Here is a 1550-nt window from a genome sequence, read left to right on the forward strand (position 1 = left end):
CAGCCGACCAAGGGCAAGTCCGCCGACCTCCGGGCCGCCTTCACCATCAAGGGCGTGACCGCGCCGCTGCCGCTGTCCGCCACGATCACCGAGCTCGACGACGGCTCGATCCGGATCGCGGGGGAAGCCAAGGTGGATCGCACCCAGTTCGACCTGGGCTGGAACCGCCTCGGCATGGTCGCCTCGACCGCGACGGCGGCGGCGGACGCCGTCTTCGTGCGGGCTGCCCAGTGAATCCGGCGCGGCACCAGTAGCATCTGCAGCGTGTCCGACTCCAGTCCCGAATCCAGCGTCGCCCTGCGGATCCTGGTCTACAGCGACAACGCCGAAACCCGCGAGCAAGTGATCCGGGCGCTGGGCAAGCATCTGCATCCGGACCTGCCCGAGCTGACCTACCTCGAGGTGGCGACCGCCCCGATGGTGGTCCGGCAGATGGACGAGGGCGGCATCGACTTGGCCATCCTGGACGGCGAAGCCACGCCGACCGGCGGCATGGGAATCGCCAAACAACTCAAAGACGAACTGGCGACGTGCCCGCCGATCCTCGTGCTCACCGGCCGCCGGGACGACGCCTGGCTGGCGAACTGGTCGCGGGCCGAAGCCGCGGTGCCGCACCCCATCGATCCCATCGTGCTCGGCCGCACGGTCCTCGGGCTGCTCCGCACGCCCACCCGATAGACCCGCGCAAGGCGCCTCACCTGCGCCGTTAGCGTCTCACCGCGCCCGCATCCGCGTGTCGTTCGCGCACGGCGCCCGACCGCCAGGTTGCGGTGACGCAAAACTTTCCCGGATACCCCCACCCCGACAAAGCACACCTGCCTTCGCGACGCTATGTTGTGGAGGTCACTGTGACCACCCGCGGCCCGGGCGCGTCACAGCAGCCCGGCCCCCCGCCCGGCCGCCGCACCGGCGGCCCGTACGAGGAGATCTTGGAGCGAGTTGAACGTCTACATACCCATCCTGGTACTCGGTGCGATAGCCGCGGCCTTCGCCGTCGGATCGGTGGTGATCGCGAGCCTGGCCGGCCCGTCGCGCTACAACAAGTCGAAGATGGCCCCTTACGAATGCGGCATCGAGCCGACCGACAGCCCGGTCAGCGGCCCGCACGCGGCGAGCGGCCAGCGGTTCCCGGTGAAGTATTACCTGACCGCAATGCTTTTTATCGTCTTCGACATCGAGATCGTGTTCTTGTATCCCTGGGCGGTCAGTTACGACGCGCTGGGAACGTTCGCGTTGGTCGAGATGGTGGTGTTCATGCTCACGGTTTTCGTGGCGTACGCCTATGTGTGGCGCCGCGGCGGCCTGACGTGGGATTGAGGTAGACGTGGGTCTCGAAGAACAGCTGCCCGGTGGGATTCTGCTGTCGACGGTCGAGAAGGTGGCCGGCTATGTACGCAAGAACTCGTTGTGGCCTGCGACGTTCGGGTTGGCCTGCTGCGCCATCGAGATGATGGCAACCGCCGGGCCAAGATTCGACATCGCGCGGTTCGGCATGGAACGGTTCTCGGCGACGCCGCGGCAGGCCGACCTGATGATCGTGGCCGGGCGGG

At 67.5% G+C, this 1550-nt stretch carries 3 protein-coding genes and 1 pseudogene; all 4 read left to right on the forward strand.

Annotated elements, in window-relative coordinates:
- The coding region (locus A9X03_RS11165) for a YceI family protein (RefSeq protein WP_197696057.1) at positions 1-234 on the forward strand (234 nt) is incomplete at its 5' end.
- 30 nt (positions 235-264) lie between these two features.
- The gene (locus A9X03_RS11170) at positions 265-678 is read left to right on the forward strand and encodes a response regulator transcription factor (protein ID WP_067271403.1); all 414 of its coding nucleotides are present in this window, start codon (positions 265-267) and stop codon (positions 676-678) included.
- A gap of 261 nt (positions 679-939) precedes the next feature.
- Positions 940-1317, forward strand: coding sequence for an NADH-quinone oxidoreductase subunit A (locus A9X03_RS11175; protein WP_067271405.1), 378 nt, complete (start codon positions 940-942; stop codon positions 1315-1317).
- Positions 1318-1324: 7 nt separating this feature from the next.
- A pseudogene (locus tag A9X03_RS11180) lies at positions 1325-1550 on the forward strand (NADH-quinone oxidoreductase subunit B); the annotation flags it as partial.

The organism is Mycobacterium sp. E1715, assembly GCF_001667625.1.
Lineage (GTDB): Bacteria > Actinomycetota > Actinomycetes > Mycobacteriales > Mycobacteriaceae > Mycobacterium.